At 71.1% G+C, this 23641-nt stretch carries 23 protein-coding genes and 1 tRNA gene; 10 read left to right on the top strand and 14 right to left on the bottom strand.

Features of this window, described 5'->3' with window-relative positions; all coding sequences use genetic code 11:
* Positions 1-72: 72 nt before the first annotated feature.
* Positions 73-414 (bottom strand): histone-like nucleoid-structuring protein Lsr2, encoded by a 342-nt coding sequence (locus tag ACZ7CD_RS11990; RefSeq protein WP_030466676.1) that lies wholly within the window; start codon positions 412-414, stop codon positions 73-75.
* A gap of 323 nt (positions 415-737) precedes the next feature.
* Here ACZ7CD_RS11990 and ACZ7CD_RS11995 point away from each other — a divergent pair, with 323 nt between their 5' ends.
* The 5 genes from ACZ7CD_RS11995 to ACZ7CD_RS12015 all read left to right on the top strand — a co-directional run bounded on the left by ACZ7CD_RS11995 (position 738) and on the right by ACZ7CD_RS12015 (position 3360).
* Complete coding sequence (locus tag ACZ7CD_RS11995; protein WP_360390172.1) at positions 738-1019, top strand: metal-sensitive transcriptional regulator; 282 nt, start codon at positions 738-740, stop codon at positions 1017-1019.
* 52 nt (positions 1020-1071) lie between these two features.
* Positions 1072-1145, top strand: a tRNA-Leu gene (locus ACZ7CD_RS12000).
* A 150-nt stretch (positions 1146-1295) separates the two neighbouring features.
* Positions 1296-2042 carry a hypothetical protein gene (locus tag ACZ7CD_RS12005; RefSeq protein WP_470378869.1) on the top strand — a complete coding sequence of 249 codons (747 nt, stop codon included), beginning with the start codon at positions 1296-1298 and terminating at the stop codon, positions 2040-2042.
* Positions 2043-2164: 122 nt separating this feature from the next.
* Positions 2165-2776 (top strand): ClpP family protease, encoded by a 612-nt coding sequence (locus tag ACZ7CD_RS12010; protein ID WP_360390166.1) that lies wholly within the window; start codon positions 2165-2167, stop codon positions 2774-2776.
* Positions 2773-3360, top strand: coding sequence for a ClpP family protease (locus ACZ7CD_RS12015; protein ID WP_360390164.1), 588 nt, complete (start codon positions 2773-2775; stop codon positions 3358-3360). The genes ACZ7CD_RS12010 and ACZ7CD_RS12015 overlap by 4 nt, the downstream gene beginning before the upstream one ends.
* On the opposite strand, the gene ACZ7CD_RS12020 is transcribed toward ACZ7CD_RS12015, so the two are convergent.
* The 4 genes from ACZ7CD_RS12020 to ACZ7CD_RS12035 all read right to left on the bottom strand — a co-directional run bounded on the left by ACZ7CD_RS12020 (position 3357) and on the right by ACZ7CD_RS12035 (position 5331).
* Positions 3357-3719, bottom strand: a complete 363-nt coding sequence (locus ACZ7CD_RS12020) for a helix-turn-helix domain-containing protein (RefSeq protein WP_470378870.1) — start codon at positions 3717-3719, stop codon at positions 3357-3359. The genes ACZ7CD_RS12015 and ACZ7CD_RS12020 overlap by 4 nt on opposite strands.
* A gap of 65 nt (positions 3720-3784) precedes the next feature.
* On the bottom strand, positions 3785-4156 hold the full coding sequence (locus tag ACZ7CD_RS12025; RefSeq protein ID WP_470378871.1) for a MerR family transcriptional regulator: 372 nt from the start codon (positions 4154-4156) through the stop codon (positions 3785-3787).
* Positions 4157-4165: 9 nt separating this feature from the next.
* Positions 4166-4597, bottom strand: a complete 432-nt coding sequence (locus tag ACZ7CD_RS12030) for a hypothetical protein (RefSeq protein WP_470378872.1) — start codon at positions 4595-4597, stop codon at positions 4166-4168.
* 44 nt (positions 4598-4641) lie between these two features.
* Positions 4642-5331 (bottom strand): hypothetical protein, encoded by a 690-nt coding sequence (locus ACZ7CD_RS12035; RefSeq protein ID WP_470378873.1) that lies wholly within the window; start codon positions 5329-5331, stop codon positions 4642-4644.
* Positions 5332-5428: 97 nt separating this feature from the next.
* On the opposite strand from ACZ7CD_RS12035, the gene ACZ7CD_RS12040 reads away from it, so the two are divergent.
* Both ACZ7CD_RS12040 and ACZ7CD_RS12045 read left to right on the top strand, forming a co-directional pair.
* Positions 5429-6004, top strand: a complete 576-nt coding sequence (locus ACZ7CD_RS12040) for a DUF4232 domain-containing protein (protein ID WP_360390150.1) — start codon at positions 5429-5431, stop codon at positions 6002-6004.
* 82 nt (positions 6005-6086) lie between these two features.
* A complete protein-coding gene (locus ACZ7CD_RS12045; RefSeq protein ID WP_360390147.1) occupies positions 6087-6695 on the top strand; it encodes a LysE family translocator in 609 nt (202 codons plus the stop codon).
* A gap of 20 nt (positions 6696-6715) precedes the next feature.
* Here ACZ7CD_RS12045 and ACZ7CD_RS12050 read toward each other — a convergent pair whose 3' ends face one another.
* From ACZ7CD_RS12050 to ACZ7CD_RS12065, 4 genes are all read right to left on the bottom strand, one after another.
* Positions 6716-8836 carry an ATP-binding protein gene (locus tag ACZ7CD_RS12050; RefSeq protein WP_470378874.1) on the bottom strand — a complete coding sequence of 707 codons (2121 nt, stop codon included), beginning with the start codon at positions 8834-8836 and terminating at the stop codon, positions 6716-6718.
* A gap of 93 nt (positions 8837-8929) precedes the next feature.
* Positions 8930-11407, bottom strand: coding sequence for a rhomboid family intramembrane serine protease (locus ACZ7CD_RS12055; RefSeq protein WP_470378875.1), 2478 nt, complete (start codon positions 11405-11407; stop codon positions 8930-8932).
* Entirely contained in the window at positions 11404-12705 is a 1302-nt protein-coding gene (locus tag ACZ7CD_RS12060) for an alpha/beta hydrolase (protein ID WP_470370641.1), read from the bottom strand. Before ACZ7CD_RS12060 ends, ACZ7CD_RS12055 begins: the two co-directional genes overlap by 4 nt.
* Positions 12706-12796: 91 nt before the next feature.
* Complete coding sequence (locus ACZ7CD_RS12065; RefSeq protein ID WP_470378876.1) at positions 12797-13735, bottom strand: iron-containing alcohol dehydrogenase; 939 nt, start codon at positions 13733-13735, stop codon at positions 12797-12799.
* Positions 13736-13834: 99 nt separating this feature from the next.
* Here ACZ7CD_RS12065 and ACZ7CD_RS12070 point away from each other — a divergent pair, with 99 nt between their 5' ends.
* Positions 13835-15685, top strand: coding sequence for a Xaa-Pro dipeptidyl-peptidase (locus ACZ7CD_RS12070; RefSeq protein WP_470378877.1), 1851 nt, complete (start codon positions 13835-13837; stop codon positions 15683-15685).
* A gap of 39 nt (positions 15686-15724) precedes the next feature.
* The gene (gene recQ, locus ACZ7CD_RS12075; protein ID WP_360390132.1) at positions 15725-17749 is read left to right on the top strand and encodes a DNA helicase RecQ; all 2025 of its coding nucleotides are present in this window, start codon (positions 15725-15727) and stop codon (positions 17747-17749) included.
* A 7-nt stretch (positions 17750-17756) separates the two neighbouring features.
* On the opposite strand, the gene ACZ7CD_RS12080 is transcribed toward recQ, so the two are convergent.
* From ACZ7CD_RS12080 to ACZ7CD_RS12090, 3 genes are all read right to left on the bottom strand, one after another.
* Positions 17757-18446, bottom strand: coding sequence for a hypothetical protein (locus ACZ7CD_RS12080; protein ID WP_360390129.1), 690 nt, complete (start codon positions 18444-18446; stop codon positions 17757-17759).
* A gap of 52 nt (positions 18447-18498) precedes the next feature.
* A complete protein-coding gene (locus ACZ7CD_RS12085; RefSeq protein ID WP_470378878.1) occupies positions 18499-20535 on the bottom strand; it encodes a hypothetical protein in 2037 nt (678 codons plus the stop codon).
* Positions 20536-20767: 232 nt separating this feature from the next.
* Positions 20768-20956 carry an antitoxin gene (locus ACZ7CD_RS12090; protein WP_360390123.1) on the bottom strand — a complete coding sequence of 63 codons (189 nt, stop codon included), beginning with the start codon at positions 20954-20956 and terminating at the stop codon, positions 20768-20770.
* Between the two features lie 167 nt (positions 20957-21123).
* On the opposite strand from ACZ7CD_RS12090, the gene ACZ7CD_RS12095 reads away from it, so the two are divergent.
* Positions 21124-21819, top strand: coding sequence for a peptidylprolyl isomerase (locus ACZ7CD_RS12095; RefSeq protein ID WP_360390121.1), 696 nt, complete (start codon positions 21124-21126; stop codon positions 21817-21819).
* A gap of 4 nt (positions 21820-21823) precedes the next feature.
* On the opposite strand, the gene ACZ7CD_RS12100 is transcribed toward ACZ7CD_RS12095, so the two are convergent.
* On the bottom strand, positions 21824-22417 hold the full coding sequence (locus ACZ7CD_RS12100; protein WP_360390118.1) for a TetR/AcrR family transcriptional regulator: 594 nt from the start codon (positions 22415-22417) through the stop codon (positions 21824-21826).
* A gap of 63 nt (positions 22418-22480) precedes the next feature.
* Positions 22481-23641, bottom strand: a complete 1161-nt coding sequence (locus ACZ7CD_RS12105; RefSeq protein ID WP_360390115.1) for an acyl-CoA dehydrogenase family protein — start codon at positions 23639-23641, stop codon at positions 22481-22483.

A 23641-nucleotide genomic window follows, 5' to 3' on the forward strand; every position in this document is an offset into this window, starting at 1 on the left:
GTGCTTCTGTTCTTGGTAACACGTCGGCCGGCCACCCGGCCGACGTGTGGAAACCCCGCGAGTCCGCGCAGGTCAGGACGCGTGCGCTTCCTGGAACTGCACGACCAGGTTCTGCGGAATGCGGCCGCGGTCCGAGATCTGGTGCCCCTGCGCACGGGCCCAGTCCCGAATGCGCTGCGCCTCAGCCTTGTCACTGGCCTTCACCGTGGACTTGCCGGTGCCCTTGCGCTGCTTGCGGCCACCCGCACGACGAGCCTTGGCGACGAAGTCCGCCAGCGACTCGCGAAGCCGCTCCGCATTTCCCTTCGACAGGTCGATGGCGTACTCGACACCGTCAAGTGCGAAGGTCACGGTCTCGTCGGCTTCTCCGCCGTCGAGGTCGTCGATGAGTTGGACGACGGTCTGCTGTGCCACTGTTCCTCCGTTGGGTACTCACATAGCACGCGGATCCTCGACCAAACCACGTGCACCGACAACACCATAGTCCACACGAGGAAAAACGGCGAACCTTTCGCCGCTGAAATGTGACCCAACCGCCCGGTCGGGGCATTTTGCGGAGGAAACCGCAGGGGTGTTATGGGTCCAAAATGTGCAGCTAGTCGTCTCATCACGCCGCTGTTGCTGGGCTTGCCGGACGCTTCACCATTCCCGCTGACGGAGCAGCGTTGCACATAACGCACCACCCGTCCTCCGGGTATCCTGCACATACCCGCCAGGGGTAGGGAAGGTCAGGAGCGATGCACGGGTACACCGCGGACAAGGACGCATACCTCAAGCGACTGCGCCGCATCGAGGGACAGATCCGCGGCCTCCAGCGCATGGTCGAGAACGACGAATACTGCATCGACGTCCTCACCCAGATCGCCGCCGCCACGAAGGCCCTCCAGGCCGTCTCCCTCGGCCTCCTCGACGAGCACCTCAAGCATTGTGTCGCCCAGGCCGTCGCCGAAGGCGGCCCCGTCGCCGAGGAGAAGCTCGCCGAAGCCACCGCGGCCATCAGCCGTTTGGTGAAGTCCTAGGGGTACCCGCAACAAACCACACCGCCAGATCCGCTACAGTTCACCCCGTTACGCCCCCGTAGCCCAATCGGCAGAGGCAGCGGACTCAAAATCCGTCCAGTGTGCGTTCGAGTCGCACCGGGGGCACGACCTTCGGGCGGGGTATGTCTGCGGAACGCGCGGACATACCCCGCCCGTGGTGTTTTCTGGGCTCCCAGGTCCCCGGCCGGGCGTTGTTTTGCGCCTTGGTGCGTGGGAGGGTCGGAACGCGATGACCTTGCTGGCGGGGGTGGTGTGGTGGGGTTGCGGGTCGAGGTGGACCACTCGCTCGGCGGGCGGTGGACGTCGTTGCGCAGCGGGGAACGCGAGTGGCTGTGGGCCAGAGAGGACCCGGCACGCGCGGCGGTGTCGCCCGGAGACCCGTGGGTGGACGCGGGCGGGCTGGAGGAATGCGTTCCGACGCTGCGCGGGCTGCCCGACCACGGTGACGTGTGGAGCCGGCCCTGGCACGAGGTCGACGGCTGGTGGGCGGTGGAGACACCGGAGTTCTCGTTCCGGCGGCGCTTCGGCGGTGAAGGCGACGTGGTGGTCGTCGACTACGAGCTGACGGCCGAACCCGGCTATCGGTTCGTGTGGGCGGCGCACGCGTTGCTGGAGCTCAGCCAGGAAGCCCGTCTGGAGGCACCGGAAGGAGTCCCGGTGCTGATCGCGGACCCCGCGCCGGTGATGAGCGAGTGGTCGGCGGGACTGGCAACGCTCGGACCGGACGACGGCACGGCGACCGGTGCGGTGCTGCGCCACGACCGCATCCGGGTGGTCGACGGCGAGCACGCGCTCGACTTGCGGGTGGAGTGCGCGGGACAGCCGGTGTCGATCGCGCTGTGGCGGAACCTCAAGGGCTGGCCGGAACCGGAGCCCTACCGCAGCATCGGGGTGGAACCCATGGTCGGCGCGAGCTTCGAACGCACCGACCCCGACAACCCGGTCGCCGTCGTGCCCGCCGAAGGGATCGTGCGGTGGCGGCTCACCGTGGAATCGGCGTGACCGTGCGGCCCCCGAAGATGTCCTCAAAGGACTGAAGCTCCGGGTGCGTGCCTGCCGTGAGCTGATCTGCCCACAGCAGCAACGGAAGCGGCCGCGGCGGTGGCACCGGCATCGTCGGGTGCATGACGAACGACAAGATGTTCAGCCCCGGTCTGAGGGACCGGTTCTTCGCGCAGCGGGTGCTGATCCTCGACGGCGCGCTCGACGACGACAACGGCACGGTGCTCGCGACCCAGATGCTGTCGCTGGCGAGCGAGGACCCGCGGCAGGACATCGCGCTGTGGATCCACTCGCCCGGCGGGTCGGTGCCGTCGATGCTGGCGATCCGCGACGTGATGCGGCTGGTCCCGTGCGACGTGGCGACCCTCGCGCTGGGTCTCGCGTGCAGCGCGGGCCAGTTCCTGCTCTCCGCCGGCACCAAGGGCAAGCGGTTCGCGTTGCCGCACGCCCGCATCCTCATGCACCAGGGGTCCGCGGGCATCGGCGGCTCCGCGGTCGAGGTCGAGGTGCAGGCCGACGACCTGCGCCACACCAGGGACACCGTGCTCGGGCTGATCGCCGAGGACACCGGCCAGCCGTTCGACCGGATCTTCACCGACTCGCTGCACGACCGCTGGTTCACCACCGACCAGGCCCGCGAGTACGGGTTCATCGACCACGTCGTCAGCGACCTGGGCCAGGTCGTCCCCGTCCGCACCCACCAGTTGGGCCTGCACTCCGGAGCCGTCGCATGAGCACCTACACCATCCCCAACGTCATCACCCGCGACGCCCGCGGCGAGCGGATCATGGACGTCTACTCGCACCTGCTGTCGTCGCGGATCGTCTACCTGGGCACCGGGATCGACTCGGGCGTGGCCAACGCGCTGATCGCGCAGCTGCTGCACCTGGAGTCGGACAACCCCGACCTGGAGATCAACCTCTACATCAACTGCGAGGGCGGCGACCCGTCGGCGATGCTCGCGCTCTACGACACCATGCGCTACATCAAGGCACCGGTGGCGACGACGTGCGTGGGCCAGGCCGTCGCGGCGGGCGCGGTCCTGCTGGCCGCGGGCGCGGAGGGCCGCCGGTCACTGCTGCCGCACGCCAGGGTCGTGCTGCACCAGCCGGCGGCACAGGGCAGGGGCACGATCCCGGACCTCATCCTCGCCGCCGACGAGGTCGTCCGGGTGCGCTCCCAGTTGGAGAACGTGCTGTCGCGGCACACCGGGCGCGACGTCGCCCAGCTGCGCCACGACACCGACCGCGACCGGGTGTTCGATGCGGAGGGTGCCGTGGCGTACGGACTGGCCGACCAGGTGCTGGAGCAGCGCTAAGCCGCCATGAGCACCGGTCCGCTGGGACGGCCGAGGGGCCGCGTGGTCATCACCGGGCCGCCGGGGCGGTGCACCGGACGCGCGGTCTGGAAGTGCCGGACCTGGCCCGCGATGCCGACGAGCAGGTCGGCCAGGTCCACGCCCAGCGCACCGGTGACCGCGGCGATCATCTCGCTCGACGGCTCCTTGCGCCCGCGTTCGATCTCGGAAAGGTACTGCGTCGAGATGCCCGCCCGTTCGGCCACGTCGACCAGGCGGGCACCCTGGAGCTCCCTGATCTCGCGCAGCTTCCGGCCGAGCGCCTCGCGCCACAGCGGCTGCGGCTCGCGCTTGCCCTTGAAGTCGAAGATGTCCGCCATGCCGCCATCGTGACAGCAGCCGCACCGGCCGGAAGGTGCGTTCTGCTGTCGGCAGAAAGATGCCGTCAGCTCAACGCGGCGACCACCGGGCACGTCTCGCGCGGCCCGTTCGCGGCCACGTCGAGCAACGCCAGCCGCACCCGTTCGAGGTCGCGCACCCGTTCCTCGATCTCGCCCACCTTCTCCTCGATCACCCCGCCCAGCCCGGCCACGTCGGCCGGACCGGCGGACAGCGCGAGGATCTGGTCGATCTCGGTGAGCGTGAACCCGAGCAGCTGCGCGCGGCGGATGAACTTCAGCCGCTTCACCACCTCCGGCTCGTACTCGCGGTACCCGCCGCTGGTGCGCGCCGACGGGACGACGAGCCCGCGCCGTTCGTAGAACCGCACCGTGCTGATGCCCACACCCGCCGACCGGGCCAGTTCGGAGATGCGCACCACCGGACGCTACCCCGCCCTGCGCCCGGCCAGCAGCGCTCGCAGCTGCGCCGCACCCCACGCCACCTCCAGCACCAGGAACACCGCCAGCACCGGCGTCTCACCCTGCCAGAGCGCCTGGGTGAACCACCCGCTGAACAGCACCCTGCCCACCGTGTCCGCGGCGATCAGCACCGGTTCCGGCCGCACCCACCGGACCACCGACCACAGCACCACGACCGTGCCGAACAGCGTGGCGAACAACAACGTCATCGCGTTCGGCGGGGGAGGCGGCGCACCCGGCAGCCCGAGCGCCGCGTGCAGGTCCCCGATCAGGCCCAGCGCGAACGCGGCGGTCCACGGCGTGAGGAAGGCGGCGCTCGCCACCAGGTCGTACAGCGCGCCCGCCCGGCCCCACCTGGTCACCGCGGCGCGTTCCGAAGTCTCGACGGTCTCGATCACACCGCCACCCTCGACCCTGCACCACGGTGCAGGGTCAAGCCCGCTCAGGAGAACGCGATGGACCGCGCCGACCGCAACGCCCTGTCCACGTCCCGCCAGTAGGCGCGGAAGCCGGCCGGCGCCGACCGGGCGTGCTCGCCGCCCTCCGCGCGCAGGAGGTCCATGTGCTCGGCCGTGAGGATGACGAAGAACTCCCACCGGTTCTGCCCGGTCATCGCCGGAACGGCGCGGTCGCGCCCGCGTTCCAGCTCGCGGTGCACCATCTTGAGGTCCAGCAGCCGTTCGCACCCCGCCGAGTCCCGTGCCGCGTCGATCAGGGTGCCCACCAGTGCGATCAGCCGGTCGTAGTCGTCGAGCAGCAGTTCGACGGTGTAGGTGGAGCGGTGCGTGCTGACCCGGTTCTCCTGCTTGCGCCGCCACCAGACCGGCGCGAGGTCGTGCGCGAGGACGTCCCCGTCCTCGCGCAGCCGCCGAGCCAGCTCGCGCAGGTTCCCGTCGCCGGCGTGCTCCCGGTACTCGAACGCGACCGCCCGCAACGAGGTCCGGTCCGGGTGCAGCGTGCTGAAGTGCTGCAGCAGCACCGACTGGTCCTCTTCGGACAGCGTGCCCCACTCGCCGTACGGCCCTCCGCAGGCCTCCGCGAGCTCGTCGAGGCACAGGGCGGCCGCGAAGAGCTCGTCACCGCCCCACTCCTCGTTGATCCACCGGACGAAGCCGGGATGCGCGGCGTTCATCGGTATCCCTCCCCGGAGCAGAGGGTAGCGCCGCGGCGGAACGCCGGCCGGTGCCAAATCAATGACATCCCCTCCGGTCACGGGCATGATCGGTCGCATGAGATCTGGGGGCGGAGCTCTTCTGGCGGTGGTGACCGCGCTCGTCGCACTGACCTCGTGCGGCAGGCACACGGCGTTGCGGCAGGAACCGGTGCTGCCGCCACCCGCGCTGACCACGGCGGCGCCGGCGGAACCGGCCTGCACCGGCGGCCTGCGGTTCACCACGAGTGGCGGCGACGCGGCCACCGGCCTGCGCGTGATGGCGGTCGAGGTGGTCAACTGCGGCATCGAACCGGTGCAGCTCAACGGCCACCCGCAGGTGCGCCTGCTCGACGAGCGCTGGCAGCCGCTGGACGTGGCGGTCCTGCCGGGTTCCGGCGGCATCGCACGGCTCGAAGGCTTCGACGACCCGCCACAACCGATCACCGTGCAACCGGGCGAGCGCGCGCGTTCGGCGATCCTCTGGCGGAACACGCACACCACGCTCGACCCGCCGCAGGTCGGCAGCCACGTCGACCTGGCGGCCGCACCCGGCGGCGCCTGGCAGTCGCTGGTGCCGGTCGCACCCGAGCGCAGCATCAACATCGACCTGGGCAGCACGGGCCGCATCGGTGTGCGGGCGTGGTACCGCTGAGGTCCACTGTAGACGGTGTCGCGCACGTGTCGGCCGAGTAAATTCTTCCGGCACCGCAGCGTTTCCGTGTTCTGATGGCCGCATGTCGACCACCGCACTGCTGAGCTTCACGCTCGTCGCGCTGCTCACCGTCATCACCCCGGGCCTGGAGACCCTGCTGGTGCTGCGGACGGCCCTGCTCGTCGGCCGGCGCGCGGCGCTGGGCGTCGTGGTCGGCAGCACCCTGGGCTGCCTGGTGTGGGCGGCGGCGGGTCTGGCCGGCCTGACCGCGCTGCTGACCGCGTCCGAACTCGCCTACGACCTGGTCCGCGTCCTCGGCGCCGCCTACCTGGTGTACCTGGGCGTGAAGGCGCTGTGGACCGCCCGCACACCCGTTGACCTCGACGAACCGGCCCCGGTCCCGTCGGTCCGCGCCGCCGTGCGCGTCGGCCTGCTGACGAACCTGCTCAACCCCAAACCCGGCGTCTTCTACCTCTCGCTGCTGCCGCAGTTCCTGCCCGCGTCCGCACCGTCGTGGGGCGTGCTGCTCGTCGCCATCCACCTCGGCATCGGCCTGCTGTGGTTCCCGGTCCTCATCGGCCTGGCCGCCCGCGCCCGCGCCTTCCTGCTGCGCCGGCGACTCCTGCTCGACCGGCTCACCGCCACCGTGCTGATCGCGCTGGGGCTGAAACTGGCCGCCGAGACGCGGTGAGCCGGTGCCGGGCGAACCGGCTACCAGCGGCGGTCGGGGTCGTCGCCGGTCACCGACCGGTGCCACGCCGCCAGCGCCACCCGGCTGGGCAGGCCCAGCTTCGTGCGGATGTTGACCACGTGCCGGTCCGCCGTCCTGGGTGAGATGAAGAGGCGGGCGCCGATCTGCTTGGCCGAGAAGCCGTCGGCCACCAGGCCCGCGATCGTGAACTCCTGCCTGGTCAGACCGCCGGGCAAGGTCGGCCGGGGCGGGCGGCGCTCGGAGTCGGGCACCGGTTCCAGCGCGAGCTCCATCGCCTGGTCGGGGCGTAGGTCGGCGCCCAGGGTGGCGATCACCGGGTGGTCGTCGCCCAGTGCGCGGCGGACGGTGCGGTCCGCGCGTTCCAGCAGGACGCGGAACGGGGTCAGGCCGGCGAAGGAGATCCGGGTGGTGCGCTCCTGCGACCGCAGCGCGCCCAGCAGGCGGGTCGCGCGGTCGTGGGCGCCCAGTTCGGCGCAGGTGCACGCGAGCAGCCACAGGCTGTGGGCGGGACCGTGGGTGTCGCCGAGGGTGAGCTGGATGCGCAATGCCTCCGCGGCGTGCGGGTGCGCGAGGGCGGGGTCGCCGTGCAGCAGTTCGTAGAGGCCGCGGTGCCACAGCGCCCACGCGGTCGACCAGGCCACCCCGGTGCTCTTCGCGGCCAGCGCGGTCGTCGCTTTGTCGGCGGCCTCGGCGTCGAGCAGGAGGCAGGAGGCGGTGGCGAGGAACAGCTCGATGACGTACGTGTCGCCCGGCGCCGAGCGTTCCCTGGACAGCTCGGCGAGGCGCTCGTACACCGGCACGCAGTCCGCAGAGCCCGCCACGAGGAAGAGCTGCGTCGCCTCCACCCACATCAGGTCCACATCGGACTCCGCATCCGGTGGCTGCCCGCGCAACTCGCTCAGCAACGGGCCCGCCGCCGCGAGGTCGCCCTGCGTCAGGGCCAGCAACGCCTGGTGCGCGGCCAGCGACGTCCGCAGCGGCGGTCCGACGGCCTCGCGTGCGATGGCCAGCAGGTCCTGGAACTGGCCGAGCACGCCCGCGAGAACGGGGAACCGGGTCCGCCCCAGGTCGATCAGCATCGTCGCGCCGGTGGGCGCCAGGCCGGGGAAGCGCAGCGCGTACCCGATGGCGGTCCGGAGGTTGGGCCACTCCTCCCGCAGGCGCGCGACCCACCGCGAGTCGTCCGGTGAGAACCACGACCTCGCGGCCTCCTCCGCCACCGCGCTGTAGTGCCGCACATGTCTGCGCCGCACCGCATCGGGGTCCGTCAGCAGACCTGTGCCGAATCGCGCGACCGTGTCCTGCAGCCGGTACCGCGTCCGCTCCACCACCGGGTTCGCCGACACCGTCACGAGCGCCCTGTCCACCAGTGCGGACAGCGAAATCTCCCTGCCGCACAACGCTGTCGCCGCGGCGAGGTCGAAGTCCGCCGGGAACACCGACAGCGCCGCCCACAGCTCGCGCTCCTCGTCGGAGCAGTTCCGCGCCACCCACTCCAGCACCGGTGCGCGCACCGGCTCGCCCGGTCGCGCCGCGGCCAGCTCGACCGCCAGCGGCGTTCCGTCCAACGCCTCCGGCAGCCCTGCCTCGGCGACCGCCACCCGGTCGCGGAACAGCGCCAGCGCATCATCAGCGGACAACGGCGGCACCAGCAGCACGCACTCGCCGTACAGGTTCAGCGGCGCACGCGAGGTCACCAGGACCGTGAGCCCCTCGCAGTGGCGCAACAGGTGGTGCACCAGGTCCCGCACGGCGTCGAGCAGGTGGTCGCACCCGTCCAGCACGAGCATCAAGTGCTTGTCGTACAACGCCTCCACGAGGCGGCAGGGGCCGGCGTCCCGCCCGTTGTCGACGACGCGCAGCCCGGCCGCGACCGTCCTCGCCAGCAGCGCCGGGTCGTCGAGCTCGCCCAGCGGCACCAGCCACACCCCGTGCCGGAACGCGGTGTCGTCCCGCACCGCGCGCGCCGTCTCGACCGCGATCCGCGTCTTGCCCACACCGCCCGTGCCGACCAGCGTCACCAGCCGCGACCGGCCGAGCAGCGCCCTGGCCTCGGCCAGCTCGGCGTGCCGGCCGATGAACGTCGTGGGCCGGTCGAGCAGATCGTCCCGCACGGTCATCGGCGCATCCTTGCCCAGCTCGCGCGCGCCACGGCGAGAAGGATCGACTCACCACCCTTTCGGCCTAGCACTCTCACCCGGCGCGCCCACAGGTCAGCGCACGGGCGCGGGCTCGCGGTCGCGGGAACGGATGATCATCTTGCCGGCCAGGCGGACGCCCTGCCGCGCGTTCAGGTGCGGCAGGTAGGCGCGGCTCACCGCGTTGGCGATGCGGGGCAGCGCCGCCGAGTCCGGGTACGCCATGAACATCGGCCGGTAGGTCGGCTGGAACTTCGCCTTGAACGCGAACAGCGACCGGAACCCGTACACCGGCTCCAGCACCTGCCCGGTGAGGTCCAGCACGCGCTGCACCCCGCGCGGGGGTTCGCCGCGGTCGAGGCGGGCCAGCGGGGCACCGGACAGGCTGAGGAACCGCGCGCCCTCCTCCTTCAGCGACGTCGCGGCGGAGGCGATCAGGAACTCCATCGAGCCGCGGAACCCCTCCGAGCGTCGGCGCATGAAGTCCAGCGTCCAGCCCACGACCTCGCCGTCGGCGTAGACCGGCAGCCAGCTCGTGACACCGTGCACCGTGCGGTCGGCGTCGACCGCTACCAGGCAGCGCACCCCCTCTCCGGTCAGCTCCTCCAGCCCGCCGAGCGTGAACCCCATCTCGGGCAGGCCCTTGTCCGCCACCCACTCCGCCGAGATCGACCGGATCTGGTCGGTGATCGCGAACGGCGCGTCGGCGAAGGTGCACCACTCCGCGGTGATGCCCGCCTTCGCCGCCTTGTTCAGCGCGGTGCGGACGTCCTGCCACTTCTTGCCCGTGAAGCTCAGCGCCTCCAGTTCCACCACGGTGTCCTCGGCGACCTGCACGGCCGACCAGCCGAGGCCCGCCACCGCGTCCCTGGTCGCCGCGCCCACGCTGTACAGGCACGGCGTCCAGCCGTTGCGCGCGCAGAACTCGGCGAACCCGCGCACGGCCGCGAGAGGCGCCGGACCGATCGGGTCGCCGACGGTCAGCGCGATCGTCGCGACCACGCGGTACGCGATGGCCGTCTCGCCGTCGGGCGTGAACCAGTACTGGTTGCCGCGCCACGTCGTCATGTACGACAACGACGAACCGCCGTGGCGCCGCATCAACGCACGCGCGCGCTCGGCCGCCTCGGTGCACGCGGTCGGCCAGGAACGCCACGACGCCATCAGCAGACCGGCGAGCGCGATCAGCCAGAACACCACGCCGGTGTACTCGAACAGCAGCGCGCCCACGAACCCGTCCGCCGAGAACTGCAACGGCACGAGCCCGACCAGGTACCCCGGCGGCAGGAACCGCGCGGGCAGGTCGGCGAGCAGCTCGGAGAACCCCGGCGCCGGCGTGAGCTCGTCGCGCACCAGGTACCCGCCGAACACGTACAGCGCCGACAGCAGCGCCACACTGCCCAGCGTGAACCGCCAGAACCGCACCACGGCACGCGGGGGCAGCGCGACGTCGAAGTGACGACGCGTCACCAGCAGCACGACCGTGATCGCGAGCGGCACCAGCATCGGCACGCTGTACGAGAACGCCAGGTCCAGCGCCCCGCGTTCGGGGATCTGCGCAGCCTCCACGACGTACCACCCGATGAACGCCGCGTACGCCGCGTTGCAGACCAGCGCCGACCACCACGCGAACCGCCGTCCGCGCCGCAGGCCTTCCGCGAGCACCAGCAGCAGCATCGCCGGCAGCACCGACATCACCAGCGCCGGGAACCGCCCGTACGACAGCTGGACCAGCATCGTCCGGCACAGGTCCACCGCGTCCGGGTTGCCGCACACGACCGCCACCTCGTCCTGCGACGGCTGCACGACCGCCACGACGTCGGCGAACCACCACAGCGGACCGTCCTGGTTGGGCGACAGCATCGCCACCACCGGTCCCAGCGCCGAGGCCGCCAGCAGCAACGCCACCAGCACCCGCGTCTCCTGCAACGTGCGCGCCCTGTGCTCGCCACCTCCCTTCAGGAACAACGCTCCGACCAGCAGACCCACCACACCACCGGACAGCCGGAGCAGGTCCTCCAACCATCCCGAGTAGAGCGTAAGGACCAGCACCGACAAGATCGTGAACAAGCGCACCCGGCGCCGCCACAGCGGTGGCAGGCGGAACGTCAGCGCCAGCGCGAGCCCCACCCCGCCGATCGACGGCCCCGCGGCCACGTGGCCGACCAGCGAGTCCAGCCACCACCAGCCCGCGGCCTGCCCGAGCAGCACCCACGAGATGCCCAGGAACGCGCCGACCACGTGTGACACCAGGAAGATCGCCGCCGTCCGCAGCGATCCGAACTCCCGTTCCGCCAGCGCGCCGAAGACCAGCAGGAACACCGTCGTCGCGACGTAGCCCGGCAGGTCCATCGCCCACAGCACCGAGGTCAGCACCGTCCACGCCGGACTGTCCGTGCCGAACCCGACCCGCTCCAGCATCTCGTCGACCGGCGGCGCCAGCGTCCCGACGGTCCAGAACACCACCAGGAACGAGCACGTCAGCGGTGCCGTCCGGAACAACCGCGCGATCATCCGCCGCGCCCTGCGCGCCACGGCCACCACCCCGTTCACCTGCTCAACCCCGTCCGTGCCGCGAGCCACGGCAGCGCGTGTTCGTAAAGCCCGGCCCGCCACACGTTCCAGTCGTGCCCGCCGGGTAGCTCGTGCCGCACCACGTCCATGCCCGCCTTGCGGCAGACTTCGAGCACCAGCGCGTTCGCCTCGCGGAACCCCGGGTCGCCCAGGCCGACGACGATGACCCCCGCGGTGTGCGGGAACCGTTCGCGCGCGAGGACGTCCAGCGGGTTGACCCGCAGGAACGCCGCCTCGTCCCCGGCGAAGGCGGCCTTGACGGTCTCCTCGCGCGTGCCGAGCGTGGGCTCGGCCTGGCCGCTGAGGTCGATGAAGTTGCCGTAGACGTCCGGCGCGCGCACGGCCAGCTGGAACGAGCACGTGCCGCCGTGCGAGAACCCGCCGACGGTCCACGCCTCCCGGCGTTCGTCCACGGTCAGCCGCTTCCTGACCCACGCGGGCACGTCCCGCGCGAGGTACGTCTCCGACTGCCCGAGCTTCGAGTCGAGGCAGAGTGGGTTCGCCGTCACCGCACCGAGTTGGTCGGGCACCACCACGACCGGCGCGAGCCCGTCGTGCGCGCGTGCGAACGCGTCCATGTTCTCGACGAGCCGTCCGGCGTCGTGCCAATCGCGCGGACTGCCCGGTTGACCCGCCATCAGCACGATGACGGGCAATCGGGGCCGTGGGGTCGCCGAGTACGCCGGTGGTAGATACACCCACGCCGGACGTGCCTTGAAGGCGCCCGGGATGTCGACCTCGGAGACCGTCCCCTTGTCCGGCAGGTCCGGCGGCTTGCGCCACACGTCGGCCAGCCGCTTGCCCGCGGGCACCTCGAGGACGGCCGAACCGGGCTTCGCGGCCTCGTCGAGGTCCACGGTCGGGTTGCTGAAGACCTCCAGCGCCGCCCGCATCGTCGGGTACTGCCCGAAGAACGCGTTCGTCGCCGTCACCGCGCTCGACACGACGACAAGAGCGGCCACCACGCTCAACGTGCGCAGGTACCACCGCCCGGCCCGCAGCCGCGCGACCGCCAGGCAGAGACCGACCAGTGCCGCGCCCAGCCACCCGAGCAGGACCGCCGGCAGCGGTTCCGGCCACGGTTTCCACACGTGGTCGACCACGTACGCCAGCCCCGCGACGACCAGCGCACAGCCCAGCACGGTCAACGGCAGCACGCGCGTCCACCACGTCCGTTTCGCCCGCATCGCCAGGAAGAGCAGCGCGACCACGCCCGCGGCAGTCGCGGCGACGGGGATCGGCCCGTGTAGCAGGGACAGATCCAAGGGGCTGGACATGCCGTCAGTTCATCAGCAGATCTACAGGTTCCACATCGGAGATTGGTCTCGGTTCGATGACGTGAACATCAGCCTTAAGGCTGACAACGCTTCAGCTGATCGGTGCGTCGCGCCACGCGTTCGCCAGCACGCGCAAGGCCTCCGGGTGCTCGGCGATCTCCGCGGCGCGGGACAAATCGGACTCCGCCAATCCCAGCTCCCGCAACGAGGTCGCGGCTCCGAACCGTGCCGCGGTGTCGTGGACGCGCCCGCCCAGGTCGGCGGGTGCGGTGTGGGGGAGCAACACCGTGTGCGTTGCGGCATGGGGCATTCCGAACGATCCACCCAAAACGTGCGCCAGTTTGTGGTGCAGCCCCATGGGAACCGACGCCAGGCACGTTCCCGCCAACCACGCCGAGTACAACAACTCGGTCCGTGCGTCCACCGTGGACGGATCGTCAGCCAGTGCGTGCAAGATGCCGTCGATGGCCTTGACGGCGATGGCGTCGATCAACGGGTTCTCGTTGCCGCGTGCCGTCACGGCGTGCGCGAGCGCGTTCACGGCGCTGGTCACCGTGACGTCCAGCGGCAGGTCCAGCGTCAGGTCGACGTCGTAGACAACCGTGTCCGGCTGCACCGCCGCGTCCCGCCGGGTCTTCTTCAGCCCGTCCGCCGTCTCGCCCAGCACCGGCGTGACCTCGGAGCCCGCGTAGGTCGTCGGAACGATGACCTGGGGCACGCCCGCGCGCACCGACAACGCCTTCGCGAGCCCGGTGCCGGACCCGCCACCGACCGACACGACGCAGTCCGCGCCGTGCTCGCGCAGCACCGCGAGCGCCCGGTCGGTGACCTCGACCGGGGTGTGCACGGTGGCGCCGGTGAACCGGGCCGCGAGCAGCGGTCCCAGCGCCTCGGCGACCCGGTCGCCGCCGTGCCGGGCGATCAGCAGGACCCGCGCGGCGCCCAGGCGCTCGACCTCGGCGGGTACGGAGGAGGAGGTGCCGCGACCGAACACGATCCGCGTGCGCGCCGGCTCGAAGGTGAAGCTCACGAGGTCGTATGTTCAGCGTCACGGGGACCGGTCGCAACTCTGCGGAACCAGACTTTCGACTCTGCTAGGTGACTTTGTCACTCCGTAGCGTGAAAGTTCATGAACCGTGCTCGTGTTGTAGTGGCGTTAGTAGGGGCCCTGACCCTCGCGCCAATCCCTGCCACAGCGGCGACACCGGCGTTCACCCTGTCCGGCGGCGTGTCCGCTCCCATCCACTCGATGGCCGACGCCGTCCGCGAGAGCGTCTGGGTCGACACCGGCCTCGACCTCGACGGCGACGGCCGCGGCGACCGCGTCACGGCCGACGTCATCAGACCCGCCACCACCGGGCGCGTGCCCGTGATCATGGACGCCAGCCCGTACTACCAGAGCGCGGGCCGCGGCAACGAGAGCGAGGTCAAGACCTACGACTCGGCCGGCGTCCCGGTGAAGTTCCCGCTCTTCTACGACAACTACTTCGTCCCGCGCGGCTACGCCGTCGTGCTGGTCGACTTCCTCGGCACGAACCGGTCGCGCGGCTGCGTCGACGTCGGCGGGCGGGCGGAGATCGCGTCCGCCAGCGCCGTGATCGACTGGCTCAACGGCCGCCGGACCGGCTACACGACCGTCACCGGCAGCACGACGAAGTCCGCGAGCTGGTCGACCGGCGCCGTCGGCATGATCGGCAAGTCGTGGGACGGCTCCATCGCGAACGGCGTCGCGGCGACCGGTATCGACGGTTTGAAGACCATCGTCCCGATTGCCGCTATCAGCTCGTGGTACGACTGGTTCCGTTCCGACGGCGTCTCCTACCGCAGCTACAGCTCCCCGACGGGCCTGGGTTCGCAGTTCGAGAACTCCAACGCCAGCTCGCGCTGTGGTGCCGTGCGCACGGAGATCAACAACGGCTCTCCGGCCAACGGCGACTACACGGCCATGTGGCAGCAACGCGACTTCGTGCGCAACGCCTCGCGTGTGAAGGCGTCCGTCTTCGCCATCCACGGCCAGAACGACCTCAACGTGAAGACGCTGCAGTACGGCCAGTTCTGGGACGCGCTGCCGGCGACCGTGCCGAAGAAGCTGTGGTTCTCGCAGACCGCGCACGTCGACCCGTTCGACTTCCGGCGCGCCGAATGGGTGCCGACGCTGCACCGGTGGTTCGACCGCTGGCTGCTCGACGTGCCCAACGGCATCGAGAACGAGGCCCAGGCGTCCGTCGAACGCAACCCGGACCAGTGGGAGGACACGCAGACGTGGCCGCCCGCCGGGACCACCACGCAGGTGCTGCGGCCTTCTGCCGCGGGCCTCGGCACGACGCCCGGTACCGGGACCGCGGCGTTCACCGACAACGGCAGCGGCACGCCGTCCTCGTGGCTCTCCGGCTCGAACACCGGCCGGGTCGTCCACTCGACCGCGCCGCTGACGTCGGACCTGCTGGTCGCGGGCACGTCGTCGATCACGGTGGGGGTGTCGTCCTCGACGCCGACCGCGCACCTCACGGCGTACCTCGTCGACTACGGCCCGGCGCGGGTCCGCACCGGTGAGGGCATCCGCACGCTGACCGCGGAGTCGTGCTGGGGCGAGAGCCGCACCGGCGACGACGCCTGCTACCGCAACACCGAGACCACGGCGGGCAACGTCGACGCGCAGGTCATCGCGCGCGGGTGGGCCGACCTCGCGAACTACGAGTCGCGTTCCACCACGCGCACCATCACGCCGGGCACCAAGTACCGCATCACGTTCCGGCTGTCCACAACGGACCACCTCGTCCCGGCGGGCCACCGCCTGGGCCTGCTGATCGGCGGCACCGACTCCAGCGTGATCGTCGCGCCGGGTCGGCTGCCCCGGCTGACCGTGGACCTGGCGGACACCTCGGTGCGGGTCCCGATCCGCGGCACGGTGCCGGCCGCGTCCGCCGCCCCGATCACCGCGCTCAGCGTTTCCGCAGGTACGCAGAGCGCGCTGAGCTAGCTCCCCGCGTTGTCGGTGCCGCTCGCTAGCATCGGCGGCATGGGTTCAACCGACCACGGAGACGCGCTGCAGGTCCTGCAGCGCGTCTTCGGGTACCCCGAGTTCCGCGGCGAGCAGGCCGACATCGTCGAGCACGTGATCGCGGGCGGCGACGCGCTCGTGCTCATGCCGACCGGCGGCGGCAAGTCGTTGTGCTACCAGATCCCGGCGCTGGTGCGGTCCGGCACCGGCGTGGTGATCTCCCCGCTCATCGCGCTGATGCAGGACCAGGTCGACGCGCTGCGCGCCCTCGGCGTGCGCGCGGGCTTCCTCAACTCGTCGCTGTCGTGGGACGAGCGCCGGATGGTGGAGGCGGAGTTCGTCGCGGGCGAGCTCGACCTGCTCTACCTCGCACCCGAGCGGCTCAGCTCCGAGGCGACCGTGCAGCTGCTCGACAAGGCCGACATCGCGCTGTTCGCGATCGACGAGGCGCACTGCGTCTCGCAGTGGGGCCACGACTTCCGGCCCGACTACCTCTCGCTCGCCCACCTGCACGAACGCTGGCCGAAGGTCCCGCGGATCGCCCTCACCGCCACCGCGACCGAGGCGACCCGCAAGGAGATCCTCACGCGCCTCGACCTCGGCGACGGCCGCCTGTTCGTCTCCAGCTTCGACCGCCCGAACATCCAGTACCGGATCGTGCCGAAGAAGGAGCCCAAGAAGCAGCTCCTCGACCTGCTGCGCGGCGAGCACGCCGGTGACGCGGGCATCGTCTACTGCCTGTCGCGCGCCTCGGTCGAGAAGACCGCCGAGTTCCTGGTGGCGAACGGCGTCGAGGCGCTGCCGTACCACGCGGGCCTCGACGCCTCGGTCCGCCAGCGCAACCAGGCCCGCTTCCTGCGCGAGGACGGCCTGGTCATGGTCGCCACCATCGCCTTCGGCATGGGCATCGACAAGCCGGACGTCCGGTTCGTCGCCCACCTCGACCTGCCGAAGTCCGTCGAGGGCTACTACCAGGAGACCGGCCGCGCGGGCCGCGACGGCCTGCCGTCCACCGCCTGGCTCGCCTACGGCCTCGCCGACGTCGTGCAGCAGCGCAAGATGATCGAGTCCTCGGAGGGCGACCAGGCGTTCCGCCGCCGCAGCCAGGCGCACCTCGACGCGATGCTCGCCCTCTGCGAGACCGTCAACTGCCGCCGCACCTCGCTGCTCGACTACTTCGGAGAACCCGGCACCCCCTGCGGCAACTGCGACACCTGTCTCACCCCGCCCGAGTCGTGGGACGGCACGGTCGCGGCCCAGAAGCTCCTCTCCACGGTCTGGCGCCTGCGCACCGAGCGCAACCAGAAGTTCGGTGCCGGCCAGGCCATCGACATCCTGCTGGGCCGCAAGACCGCCAAGGTCCTGCAGTTCGACCACGACCGCCTCAGCACCTTCGGCCTCGGCGAGGATCTCACCGAGTCGGAGTGGCGCGGTGTGGTCCGCCAGCTCCTCGCCCAGGGCCTCCTCGCCGTGGAGGGCGAGTACTCCACGCTCGTCCTCACGCCGGCCAGCGGCGACGTCCTGTCCCGCAAGCGCACGGTCATGATGCGCAAGGACATGACCCCGGCCCGCTCCACCACCCGCACCGCCACACCGGGTGCCAAGCCGAAGGCCGCCGCCGACCTCCCCGCGGAGGCCGCCCCGCTCTTCGAGACCCTTCGCAAGTGGCGCGCCGACCAGGCCCGCACGCAGGCGGTCCCGGCCTACGTGATCTTCAACGACGCCACCCTCCGCGGCATCGCGGCCTCCCGCCCCACCACGCTCGCGGCCCTCGGCACCGTCAGCGGTGTGGGCCAGGCCAAGCTGACCAAGTACGGCACCGCGGTCCTCGAACTGGTGGCCGACGCCGGTCCCGGTGCCGCGGCACCGGACCAGGCGCTCCTCGGCACCGGCACCCCGGCGAAGCCCGCGCGGTCCGCCCGGCCGTCGTCGCGCGCCACCGCAGCCGGTGCCTGGGCCCCCGGCGCCTCGGACGACGACGGGTTCTCCTCGCTGCCGGAACCGGAGGAGTGGCCCGAGCCCGAGGAGCCCCTCGACTGGTGACGGGGCCTCACCCCACCGCTTCGATCCGCACCCCGCCCACCACGTTCCTGCCCGACGTCCCGACCGCGGCGAACCCCGTCCGGTTCAACACCAGGCACCCGCGTCCCACCCCGACGACGGGCGCTGTCACCTGCCGCCCGCTGTCGAGGTGCGTCACCCGCACCACGGTCCCGACCGGCAGGACGGACGAGAACGCCTCGGGTGCCCCGCCCACGTCGGACAACGCGACCGAAGCCCCCTCGCACACAACTCGTCCCGCGGTCCCGGAAGCCCGCACCTGCGCCTTCGCCGACGGGTCCGGCGCCGGCGCATTTCCCACTATCTCCACGAGCACGCGCCGGAGAACCGTTTCCGCTCCACCTCGCGCGGCGTCCGGCGACCGCAGCGTCTCGTACGCCGCGTAGTTCAGCACCGCGCACTTCTGCGCCGTCCCCACCACGGGAACGGTGATCCTGCGCTTGTTGGCGAGATTCGTGATGCGCAGCGAGGTCCCCACCGGGATCTGGTCCGACAACACCCCGGCCGGCCCGCCGACCTCCTTGAGCTCAAGTGGTTTTCCGGCGCAGACCTCCTTGCCGGCGACCGAGGTCTGCGCCGACGGCGAACCCGATCCGGCCAGAGCGAAGGCCGTACCCCCGACCGCGGCCACGACCGAGAACACCCCGGCGGCCGCGATCCAGCCCTTTGACCAGCGCATGTGCAACACCCGACCCTTCTGTCAGGCCGTACGGCCCGCGGAACGGCCCGGTTCAACGACGGGTGGCCCTCACCAGCGCGGTCGGGTCGCAGGCAGCCAGGTGGTCGCGCACCACGACGTGGGTGAAGCGGTACTCGCCGTCGACCTGCGTGAGCAGCAGCCGGTCCTCGGCGAGGTGCAGCAAAGCCGTGCGGCGGAACGACAACTCACCCAGCGACAACGGCCGGGTGAGGCCTTCCGCCGCCCATTCCGCGAGCGCGTCGAACGGCCAGACGTAGTCGCGGGCGGCGACCGGTGTCACCATCAACCCGAGCGCGACGCCCAGCGCCGCACCCCACGACCCGAACGACGCGATGCCGCCCAGCAGCCCCACCGCACCGGCCAACGGCACCGCGGGCTGCACCCACCACGGCCGGCCGAGCCGCATCCGCTGGTGCTGTGCCGGGCGCACCGTGCGCCACACCCGTCCCACCGCCGCCGCGAACACGCCGCCCGCCACACCCGCGGAGAACCCCAGTCCCATACCGGCCAGGACGGAATGCGGCCCGACCCACACCATGGACACACCGGGCGCCGCCGTGATCAGGATCGACCACGGCACAGGCGCGTCACCGGGGACAAAACCCAATGCCAAGAAGAATGTCGCCACCACCACGAACGCATACGCGGCGAAGTACGGCCACGGCGTTGCTATCCCGCCGAGCCACAAACCCACGAAACCGACTAACAAGCCCATGACCAGACCGGCCAGGAAACCCATCCCGGCGGTTATCAGACCGTGTGCGCGCCCTGGCGGATGGAACACGTGCGGCAGCTTGTTCACCCACACCAGCATCAGCGAAGCCGACACCACGAACGTCAACGCGGACCAGAAGCCGAGCTGCAGCCCGGTTATGAACGTCACCGCACACACCCCACCGGCGAATGCGGCGGGTACGGCCCGGATGAACAGCAACCACAGCGGACGCGTCGGCAGCAGCGGTAACCACGCACGGCGGTGTGGCATGTGCACGGGCGCACCGAGGTCCGGTCGGCCGAGCCGGGCCAGGAACTTGAGCGCGCGGATCGCAGGACCGGCCCCGCGCTGACCGGAGAGCCGCTCGACGACGAAGGAACCGACGAGGTCCGTGCCGATCGTGTCGACCTGCTTGTCGAGGTGCGTCAGCGCCAGGAGGTTCAGCGCCAGCGGGGAGGTCAGCTGCTCCCACACCTCCGGGGTCAGCGCGGCCTCCAGGCTGTCGAGCCGCGGGCTGACCGACGCGACGTACTCCAGCACCTCGCCGCGGGACAGGGGGTCGACATGGACGGACGGCAGGTTCTCGATGGGTCCGGTCGAGACCACGACCGAGGCGAACGGCGCCAGTTCGGACTCGCAGTGCTCGCGGTCGGCGCGCGGCACCTCGTCGAGCCCGTCGACCAGCACGGCCACCCGGTTCCGGCGCAGCCAAATCGTGCCGGCGGAGCGGCTGATCCCGTAGCGGCGGTTCATCTCGCGCAGCAGCCACGCGGTGAACTCGGTGGGCTTGCGCGCGCCGTACGGCCGCCAGGTCGCGAGGTCGACCACGACCGGGATCGGTGCGCCGGGGTCGTTGCGGGCCCGTTCCACGAGCACCAGGCAGAGTTCGCGCAGCAGCGTCGACCGGCCGCTGCCGACCGGTCCGACCAGCACCATCGTGTGGCCGAGCCGGTCGTACACGGCGGGCAGGTCGGTGGAGGAGATCTCGTCGCCGTCCGCACGGACGGACAGCTTCGGCTGGCGCAGCACACCGAGCTTGACCTGGGTCTGCGCGGCGAGCGAGGAGGCGAGCAGGGCCTTGACCCGCGCCTCGACCCGGTTCAGCGCGGCCGACCGGCTCGACGTCTCGTGCCCGCGGACCCGTTCCCAGACGGCCAGGACCACCGCGACCAGCACGATCACGCCCACCGCCGGCCACAGCCAGCGCCCGAACTCGCCGAGGAACTCCGGAGCGGTGCCGCCGGTGCTGACGCTGATCGCCGCCGGGAGCAGCAGGAGGACCGTGACCAGGCACAACCCGGCCAACGCGGTGAGCCGTGCCGCTCTCGACAGCCCGCTCGGATCCACCTTCACCTCCGCGATCCCGGCGAACGACGGTAACCGGGACGGCAGGATCGCGGAAGTAACTCGGACGGGTGGTGCGCAGACAGCGCGTTCGGCGGTTTCCCGCCTAACTCACATGCGACTCACCCGCACGAACAGCCTCAGATGCCCACTTCCGGTGGGTTCGGCTGCACGGGGTGCTGGTCGCGTGCTGAAGCGAAAGCGGCCGGCGCACTCCAGATGAGTGCGCCGGCCGCGGAGGTCACTGCTGGCCGCCGAACTTCCGGAGACCTTCCTTGAGCTTGTCCTCGCCCTGGTCGATGTGCTCGCTGTGCTTGCCGCCGGTCTTCTCGTCGGCGAACTGGCCTGCGCGCTCCACGCCCTGGTCGACCTTGTCGCCGTGCTGACCGACGAGGTCCTTTGCCTTGTCCTTCAACTCGTCGAAGCCCATGACTGCATCACCTCCCTATGGAGTCGGGATACCCGGTCTGGCATCCGGTACACGTCGCTGGATGGGGTGAAGCGTGGCGAGCCACGCGTGGAGGGACGCAGATGACCGGCAGCTGAGTGATCCGTTAACCCTTGCCGGGCCACGACCCCCTCCACTAGGAAACGCGCATGAGGCGAATCGCAGCTGGACTGGCAGTGGCGGCACTCGCCGTCGTCTTCGGCACGACGGGCACCGCGGCCGCGCAGGAAGACCTGGCCAGGCCGGACTGCGGCTACACCGCGACGCCCGAGGAGCCCGCAGCCCGCCCGGTGCCCGTGCCGCACGACCCCTGGTTCACCAGGGGCAAGGTGCTGGTCAAGGTCAAGACCAACCAGGGCGACATCCCGCTCGTGCTCGACCGCACCAAGGCGCCGTGCACCACGCACAGCTTCATCCACCTCGCCCACCGCGGCTTCTACAACAGCACCGAGTGCCACCGCCTCACCGCGTACCCGACGCTGAAGGTGCTGCAGTGCGGCGACCCGTCCAACACCGGCGAGGGCGGCCCTGGGTACAGGTACCGGGACGAGCTGCCGACTGACCTGCAGCCCGTGCCGAACGACCCGACCGGCCAGCGCCGCATCTACCCGCGCGGCACGCTCGCCATGGCCAACGCCGGCCCGGACACCAACGGCTCGCAGTTCTTCCTCGTCCAGTCCGACTCGGTCCTGCGCCCGAACTACACCGTGTTCGGCCAGATCCTGCCCGAGGGCCTGAAGACGCTCGACAAGATCGCCGCCGGCGGCATCGCGGGGGAGAACCCGGTCGACGGCCGCCCGAACGTCAAGTCCGAGCTCAGGTGGGTGCTCCCGCTCGGCATCTGACCCGTCAGGCCCCGGAACGGGCCCACCCCGACAACGCACCGTAGAAGGCGTCCGAGAGCCGCCGGACCACCTGCTCGCCAGGGAGTCCGGCGGCTCTCGTGAGGTCGAGGATCTCCCGCGGGTCGAACAGCGCGTTGTGCAGGAACCGGCCCACCGGCAGCAGCGGGTCCGGCAGCGCCAGGTCGATCAGCACGCCGCGCAAAGCCCGGTCCCACGCGCGGCAGAACACCGCCGCCGTGGCGTCGGAGCAGCGCAGCCGGTCGAGGAACCCGCGCTGGGACCAGAACCGCGCGATCACCGGACCGTGCACGTCCTGCAGCTCGACCCAGTGCGCCACCTGGTGCTCGAACAGGTCCTTGCCGGTCTTGCGCGACTTCTCGCCGTGCTCGGCCAACGACGTCATGACGTCCTCGTGGTAGGCGACGACAAGCGCCTCCACGGACGGGAAGTGCCGATACGCGGTCGCCTGCGAAAGGCACGCCTCGCGAGCGATGGACTGCATCGTCGCCGTCGTCGGCTCCTCCCGCAGAACGTGCGTCGCCGCCTCCAGCAACCGCTTGCGGTTGCGGCGCGCGTCGCTGCGGCTGCTCGTGTCCACTGGCAGGACGTCCTCCCCGTCGAACGTCTTTCGACGAACTGCCAGTGCAGGATAGGGCGAAGATCAGCGGAATGCGGCGATTCCGGTCAACGCGTGGCCGATGGAGAGCAGGTGGATGTCGGAGGTCCCCTCGTAGGTCAGCACCGACTCCAGGTTGTTCGCGTGCCGCAGCGGCGAGTACTCCAGCGAGATGCCGTTCGCGCCGAGCACGGTCCGGCTCTCCCGCGCGATCGCGATGGCCGCCTCGACGTTGTTGAGCTTGCCGACGCTGATCTGCTCCGGCCTGAGTCGGCCCTCCTCCTTCAGCCGCGCGAGGTGCAGCGCGAGCAGCATGGCGTTGTTCACCTGCACCGCCATCGTCGCGAGCTTGCGCTGGGTCAGCTGGAACGCCGCGATCGGCTGGTCGAACTGGATCCGCGTGGCCGCGTAGCCCAGTGCCGTCCGCAGGCAGTCCCTGGCGGCACCGACCGCCCCGAACACGATCCCGAACCGGGCCTCGTTCAGGCACGACAGCGGTGCGCCCAGCGACGTCGCCCCCGGCAGGCGGGCGCTGTCGGGCAGCCGCACGCCCTCCAGGACCAGCTCGGACGTGACGGACGCCCGCATCGACAGCTTGTGCTTGATGTCGTGCGTCGTGAACCCCGGGGTGCCGCGCGGCACGAGGAACCCGCGGATGCCGTCGCCGGTCTGCGCCCACACGGTCGCGACGTCGGCCAGCCCGCCGTTCGTGATCCACGTCTTGGTGCCGTCGAGCACCCAGTCGGAGCCGTCGCGGACCGCGCGCGTGCGCATGCCCTTCGGGTTCGAGCCGTGGTCGGGCTCGGTCAGGCCGAAGCACCCGATCGCCTCGCCCGCCGCGAGCCTCGGCAGCCACTCCTGCTTCTGCTCCTCCGACCCGTACCGCCAGATCGAGAACATCGACAGCGAGCCCTGCACCGACACGAAGCTGCGGATGCCGCTGTCCACGGCCTCCAGCTCCAGGCACGCGAGCCCGTAGGCCAACGCCGACGTGCCCGCACACCCGTAGCCCTCCAGGTGCATGCCCAGCACACCGAGCTTGCCGAGCTCACGCGCCAGCTCACGCGGCAGCACGCCCTCCTCGAACCAGCCGGCGACGTGCGGCCGGACGTGGTCGGCCAGGAACGCCGCGACGGTGGCCTGGATGTCGCGCTCCTCGTCGCTCAGCAACGACGGGATGTCCAGCAGCTGCAACGGGTCCTGCAC

This window comes from Lentzea sp. NPDC036949 (assembly GCF_055608075.1).